Raw genomic sequence first — 6,866 nt, 5'->3', positions numbered from 1 at the left:
CCTGCGAAGCCGAAGCAACTGAGTTACAGTCAGTCCCATTTAGCCACTCTGGAATCTTCCCGAATGTTTATATTAAAGAGCCTCCAGAGGGACTCGAACCCACGACCTGCTGATTACAAATCAGCTGCTCTAGCCAACTGAGCTATGGAGGCATTAAAATCAAAAAGAATTCAAAAGAACGCTGCTCCCTTTTTGCGATTGCAAAGATAGAACGGTTTTTTTGAATTCTCAAATTTTTTTATGACTTTTTTTATCTTTTTTTTCTATGCCAACTCTTTTTTCTTGATTAGTAGCTTTTTAGCAGTATCAACACAAAGGTCTAAACTTTCTTCAAAAGTTGCAGATGTCTTTTTTACGACGATATCATCGCCCGGAACAGCCAAAATAAGCTCGGTTGTTTTATTTATTTTATCTGCATTGTTCTCTACTTTTAAAAACACTTTACATTCATGAATTTTGTCGTAAAACGTTTCAAGTTTACTTACTTTTTTTTCAATGTGTGACTCTAGTGGTTCGTGTGGAGTTAAACCAATTGACTGTACTGTGATCTTCATAATTCTTCTTTTTTAGACGCTCTTGGATGAGCCTGATTAAACACTTTTTTCAATTGTTCGATATTAGCATTCGTATAGACTTGAGTACTTGCAAGGCTGGAATGTCCTAATATTTTTTTTACTTTCGATATCTCTGCCCCATTGTCCAAAACGTGTGTAGCAAAGCTATGACGAAGGATGTGAGGACTTCTTTTTTCTTTTGTTGTTATAAGACTAAGGTACTTATTAACTACCACATAAACAAATTTTTCATTGAGTTTTTTGCCTTTCTTGCTGACGAAAAAATACAATTCGTGCTCGGTCTGTGGTTTCCTTATTTCTAAATAACTTCTAAGCAGATTGGCGAGATCTTCGGAAATTGGGATGTATCTTTCTTTATTTCCCTTTCCTACAATTTTGAGGTCGTTTCTGCCTAAATCTACATTCTCAAATATCAAGCCACAAAGTTCAGCTTTTCGAATTCCTGTCTGATACAAGACTTCCATGATGCATTTTTCGAGAATATCGTGCTTTTCATCAAAAACCTGATCATTAAGATCCTGCATTTCTTCTTTAGACATGGGAATTTGCTTCTCTGCGTAAAATTTCAGGGAAGAGACAGTTTCAGTAGGAGAAACCTTGATTTCGCCTATTTTTAAAAGGAAATGGTAAAAACTTCGGAGTGAAGAGAGTTTTCTGTTGATACTTCTCTTGGCAATATTATTTTCGCTGAGCTCAACAATAAAATTTCTGATGACTTTTTTGTTTGCTTTGGAAATATCTTCGGAGGATTCTGTTTTGAGATAGAAATGAGAAAAATCCTCAAGGTCTTTTTTATAGCTTGTAATGGTGTGAGGAGAATATCTCTTCTCGAACTGTAAATATTCTAAAAATTTATCTAACATTGATGAAGGACGTAAACGAAAAAATTCACTCCTCAAATATAGTATTTAAGAAGTGAATTTAGTATGTGTTTAAGAAAAAAAATTCTTAAGCCTGTTCTTCCTTGCTAAGTGCTCTTTGCTTATAAGCAGCTTTCAATTTAGACTGTCTTAAACTTACAGAAGGCTTGATAAACGCTTGTCTAGATCTCAATTGACGAACTGTACCCGTTTTATCAAATTTTCTTTTATATTTCTTTAGTGCTCTATCGATGGATTCACCATCTTTTACAGGAATTATTAACATATTTTACATCTCATTTTGAGTTGCAAAAGTATACATTTTATCTTAAGCCACAAAATTTTATTTTAATTAATATTTAAAATTTATCTGGAAAAGAATCTATTTGGAGCGTTTATTAGGCTTAATCAACTATAAAAAACTTTATGCTTATCCTAAAAAATTAACTTAAAAACAGAAAATATTACAACTAAATGATAAAATAACCTATTAAAATAAAATTAATCTTCCTTATATATTGTTATTTTATTTATTTTTGCAAAAAACTAACATTCAAATAAGTATGGAAGCCAAATTATTTTCATCTACCTAGCTTTTTCTCTTTAAAGAAAACAATAAATTTTCTATTTCTAAACCCCTTACTTATTATCCTCTATATAAACTCGATTACCAATGATTAAAAAACTATTATTTTCAGTTTTATTCATTCTCCATTTATCTGTTTTTGCTCAAGAAGACTGCATCTCAGCAATTACAGTATGTGGAAACTCCAGTATAAATTACACTCCTTCCGGGGTCGGAAGTATTACTGAAACTCTTGGAGGATGCTTATTTTCAGGAGAGCATCATTCCGTTTGGTATAAATTCACAGTGGCAACAAGCGGAACCCTAACGTTTGACCTTATACCAACAGGTCCGGTAGATTATGATTGGGCTATCTATGGACCCAATGTAACTTGTTCCAACAAGGGAAACCCTATAAGATGTAACGCATCAGGAAATTTTGGGGATACAGGTATGAATATGATCAATACTAATGTCTCATCAGGAGGGGGGAATACTCCTCCATATTGTAAGTATATGGATGTAACTGCCGGACAAACTTATTATTTATACATTGATAATTGGTCTACAACTGTTTACACTTTTAATCTAAATTGGGGAGGAACGGCAACTTTTGTTTCACCGTTTAATAACTCTACCTTAGCTCCCAATCCTTTCATTGCTCCTGGAAATCCAGGTCCAAATGCTGGCTCACCGAGAGAAATACCTACCTGTAATACCAATACAGCGTTTGATTTCAGTACCTTATCCCCAGGAATTTTAAATGGAAATGGAAATTTTTCAGTTTCTTATTTTTCAGATATAAATGATGCTGCCACAAACAGTAACCCAATAACAACTCCAATAATTGTAAATACAAGTAATATATATTATTACGCTATAAATTATTCTGATCCAAATAATCCCAATAATATCCTTAATTCATGTAGACAAACTGGCTCCTTTATATTTAAAGATAATATTTTTTTTGTTATTATAAATACTCCTACCACAACCCTATGTCCTAATGGTAATATCACTTTGACATCTACCATTAGTACAGGCAATACATGGTCTACCGGAGAAACAACACCATCTATCACCATAACCGCACCCGGAACTTATACATTAATAAATACTAACGGAACCTGTACAAGCCCACAAGCTTCTGTTGTCATTACTCAAGATACAGATCCGAATGTGCAAATTGCCGGAAATCTTGTTTTATGTGAATCTCCGACACAACTTACAGCTTCAGCTAATGGAACAGGAAACATTTATACGTGGTCAAATGGAGCAACAGGAAACAGCATTTCTGTTTCAATGGCAGGAACTTATACCGTAACTGTAAAAACTCCAGGGAATTGTCAGTATCAAAAATCGGTCACGGTAACGCAGGGAATTGTTCCGACTGTACAGAATACCAGCTTAATTCAATGTTCAGCTTCTAGTTCTACTACGGCAGTTTTTGACCTTACCTCAGCACAGCCAAATATCAGCACAACATCGGGTATTAATTTTGATTATTATATTAATCAGGCAGATGCTTTAGCTGGAAATACAAATACGATCTCTGCCCCAACGACCTACACTTCAGGAAATGCAATGATTTATGTAAGAGTAAAATCTGCAACCTGTTCAAAAATTGCGGAATTACAATTAATTGTCAATCAAAAACCAATTGCAACAATTACAGCTTCTTCAAATCTTATCTGTACCAACAATATAATTACTTTGACCTCTAATTTTCCTACAGGAAATACTTGGTCAACAGGGCAAAATACCCAAAGTATCACCGTAAATACTGCAGGAACTTATACTTTAACCAATAATAACGGAAATTGTACGAGTGATCCTGTATCAATTACAATTACTCAAACTACAGATCCAAATGTTCAAATTACAGGTAATTTAACACCTTGCGATGGCGCTTCGACAGTTTTAACAGCCACGGCGAATGGTACAGGAAATACATTTTCATGGTCAAACGGGGCAAGTACAGCAACGAATACAGTAACAGCTTCAGGAGTTTACACAGTAACAGTTACTACACCTACAGGATGTCAATATCAAAAATCCGTAACTGTAACAATGAGTCCGGCTATTGTTGTAAATATTGATACTCCATTGCAAATTACTTGCACCAATTCACAAGTTATGTTAAACGCAACTTCTTCTGTATATCAATCAGGAAGCACATTTTTATGGACTGCAACTGGTGGTGGAACCATTGTATCAGGTGCTAATACTTTAACTCCAACCGTAAACAATAGTGGAACTTATACACTCACTATCACCAGCTCATTAGGTTGTACTAAACAAGGTTCTGTAAACGTAATAAAAAACACAACGCCTCCCATTTTGTCTATTACTGCTCCAAAGCTTACCATTTGTCAAGGAGAATCTGTTGTACTTACCGCTTCCGGAGGAGTTACATATACCTGGACAGGTCTTACAGGTAATGGAAACACTCAAACTGTTTCTCCAACAACCACGACAACCTATACTGTGACGGGGATTGGCGCTAATGGCTGTACTGCTCAAACTCCAGCATCAATTACAATTAAAGTTGTTCCTGAAATTGTTTCTACCTTACGTAATGTTGAAATGTGTAAAGGCGACAAGGCAACTTTAGATGCAGGGTCAGGACCAAATTACACCTATAATTGGAGTACAGGAGCTACAACACAAACAATAACAACCGAATTAGCAGGAACTTACACCGTAACCATCAGCAATGGAGTTTGTTCTAAAACATTCACAGCTACGGTTTCTTATACTGTAACTCCAGAAATTCTGGAAGTAATTTATAAGGATAATATTTTAACAATCAATGTGAAAAATTATGGAAATTTACCGCTAGAATATTCTATTGACGGAGGAGTTAGCTGGCAGAATTCAAATATTTTTACAAATGTTCTCAGAAACACCCAATATTCAATCAGAGTAAAAAGCAGAGGTGCGCTTTGTTATTCCGACATGGAATATTATACTTTTTTCATGTCTAACGTTATCACTCCAAACAGTGATGGTAAAAATGATGTTATTGATTTCAGCGAAATCAGCAAATACGGAAATTTTCAAGGAAGTATATTTGATAGATATGGAAAGTCTGTATTTAATGCCAGCACAAAAAATCCTATCTGGAACGGACGATATTTAGAAAGACCATTACCGACAGGAACTTATTGGTATAAATTATTCTGGGAAGATCGCAACACTAAAAAGCCAGTTCAACTCTCAGGCTGGGTTTTACTTAAAAATAGAGATTAGAATAAATTTTAAAATGTCAGGATGCAAATTCTGACATTTTTTATTGATTAAAACTACATTCTTAAAAATGCGTTGTCTATTATTAACCATATTTAAACAAAAAAAATTATCTTTGCAATCTTATCTAATGGGGTTGACTGGTTTCGACAGCAAGGTCAATGGGTAAGTAAGCATGCAGAGAACCGTAGCGCGATCTCTTTAATCCCTTGCTACAAACTTTTAACTGGCAACGAAGAGTTCGCTCTTGCAGCTTAATCCGAATAAAGTAAGATTCAAGCGCTTTCCCGAAGATAGTAAGGAAGCAAGATGTCTCACAAATGCTCCGTTCTACGGCGTTTGATCCTGAGATATAGGAATGTAGAAATAAGGTTTTAGATACTTTGGCTAAAACTCGAAAATCTCAGAAGATAAGCTGGAAGTTGGGTGTCTGCTCTCTGCCTCCAGTCGAAAATCAATAGCAGAATAAGCATGTAGAAATCTTATGTATTGCTTGTTTGGACGAGGGTTCGAATCCCTCCAACTCCACAAAAACGTTGTAAAATATAATTAAAATATTTTGCAACGTTTTTTTTATTTATCAAACATTTCACAATAAAAAAGCCTTGACCAAAATTGATCAAAGCTTATATTAATATTAAAAATAATCTTTTACTTATTTAATTCAAGTGGCTTACACTTTTACCAATACTTTTTACATCAGTCACTTTCGCTAGTATTTTAATAGGATCATTGTATTGAAGTTCAATACTGTTAATTATCTTATCATCAACATTATCATCAAACTTTCTAGCAAACAGATGATCGCCTTTTTGTAGAAAATCTAAATCAGTTTCGGTGAAAGTTTTTGGACGTAATTTGATATCTCCATCTGGAATCCAGATAATCGCTCTTTTATCATCATCAACCAAAATTCCATTAAACGAAGTATTCATCAAAACGGTTTGAAAGAACGATTCATCAGCAATAAGAGTATTGAGATAATAATCTTCGAATTTTTTCACTTCAGTACTGTTGCAGATAAACTCACAACAGTTTCTTGTTAAGATCATCCATTGTCCTCCAATATATGGAATTACATCTTTCATAAACTCTCTTTTATGAGTCTTATCTGAGATATTATCTCCGGATTCTTCAAAATAATTTTCGATCCTGTTCATTGTTTCAGGTCTTACCTTTTCCTGATCAGCAAATTTTATATAACTTTTACCATTGTTTTTAGATAAAAAATCTTTGATGATCTTTTGAGATTTTAATGGATAATCCTGTCCGCTGAGATTAATGAAATAATCCCATTTTTCATCCATATTCAGCAGATAATTCATTCCATCTAACTCCGCCTGAACCATACTGTACCCTCCCCAAATTACATTTTCACTTTTAAGAATGTGCACATTCGGATATTTTTCGAGGAAAGTTGTTACTTCTTCACCAATTTCCAGACTTGCTTTTTTATCTATATGAATAAGGTAGAAATTTGTAGGCTCGTAAATAGCTGTAAAAAGTCTTTTGAATTGATCAGGTAAACGATGTACCAAGATCAAATACGCAATGCTAATAGGCTTTATGGAAAAATCAATTTGCTCATTGCTTCCACCTATGTAAACATTTTTCATT

At 34.3% G+C, this 6,866-nt stretch carries 5 protein-coding genes, 1 tRNA gene and 1 other RNA gene; 2 read left to right on the top strand and 5 right to left on the bottom strand.

The features are described 5' to 3' along the window. Positions 1-78: 78 nt before the first annotated feature. The 4 genes from AC1Q7L_RS15035 to rpsU all read right to left on the bottom strand — a co-directional run bounded on the left by AC1Q7L_RS15035 (position 79) and on the right by rpsU (position 1,721). Positions 79-152, bottom strand: a tRNA-Thr gene (locus AC1Q7L_RS15035). Between the two features lie 111 nt (positions 153-263). Then, complete coding sequence (locus AC1Q7L_RS15030) at positions 264-554, bottom strand: HPF/RaiA family ribosome-associated protein (protein ID WP_410693599.1); 291 nt, start codon at positions 552-554, stop codon at positions 264-266. Next, positions 551-1,438 carry a tyrosine-type recombinase/integrase gene (locus AC1Q7L_RS15025; protein WP_492306902.1) on the bottom strand — a complete coding sequence of 296 codons (888 nt, stop codon included), beginning with the start codon at positions 1,436-1,438 and terminating at the stop codon, positions 551-553. The genes AC1Q7L_RS15030 and AC1Q7L_RS15025 overlap by 4 nt, the downstream gene beginning before the upstream one ends. Positions 1,439-1,523: 85 nt before the next feature. Next, positions 1,524-1,721 carry a 30S ribosomal protein S21 gene (rpsU, locus tag AC1Q7L_RS15020; RefSeq protein ID WP_066754938.1) on the bottom strand — a complete coding sequence of 66 codons (198 nt, stop codon included), beginning with the start codon at positions 1,719-1,721 and terminating at the stop codon, positions 1,524-1,526. Positions 1,722-2,108: 387 nt separating this feature from the next. On the opposite strand from rpsU, the gene AC1Q7L_RS15015 reads away from it, so the two are divergent. Then, the gene (locus tag AC1Q7L_RS15015) at positions 2,109-5,252 is read left to right on the top strand and encodes an FIDD domain-containing protein (RefSeq protein WP_492306903.1); all 3,144 of its coding nucleotides are present in this window, start codon (positions 2,109-2,111) and stop codon (positions 5,250-5,252) included. A 129-nt stretch (positions 5,253-5,381) separates the two neighbouring features. Then, positions 5,382-5,780, top strand: a transfer-messenger RNA (tmRNA) gene (ssrA, locus tag AC1Q7L_RS15010). 128 nt (positions 5,781-5,908) lie between these two features. Here the strand turns inward: ssrA and AC1Q7L_RS15005 are convergent. Next, positions 5,909-6,865, bottom strand: coding sequence for a beta-1,6-N-acetylglucosaminyltransferase (locus AC1Q7L_RS15005; RefSeq protein WP_492306904.1), 957 nt, complete (start codon positions 6,863-6,865; stop codon positions 5,909-5,911). Position 6,866 lies beyond the last annotated feature (1 nt).

It is taken from the genome of Chryseobacterium sp. GW823-FHT05E08 (genome assembly GCF_058795655.1).
Note: the sequence above shows the minus strand (reverse complement) of the source record. Positions and strands in the feature narration are given on the sequence as shown.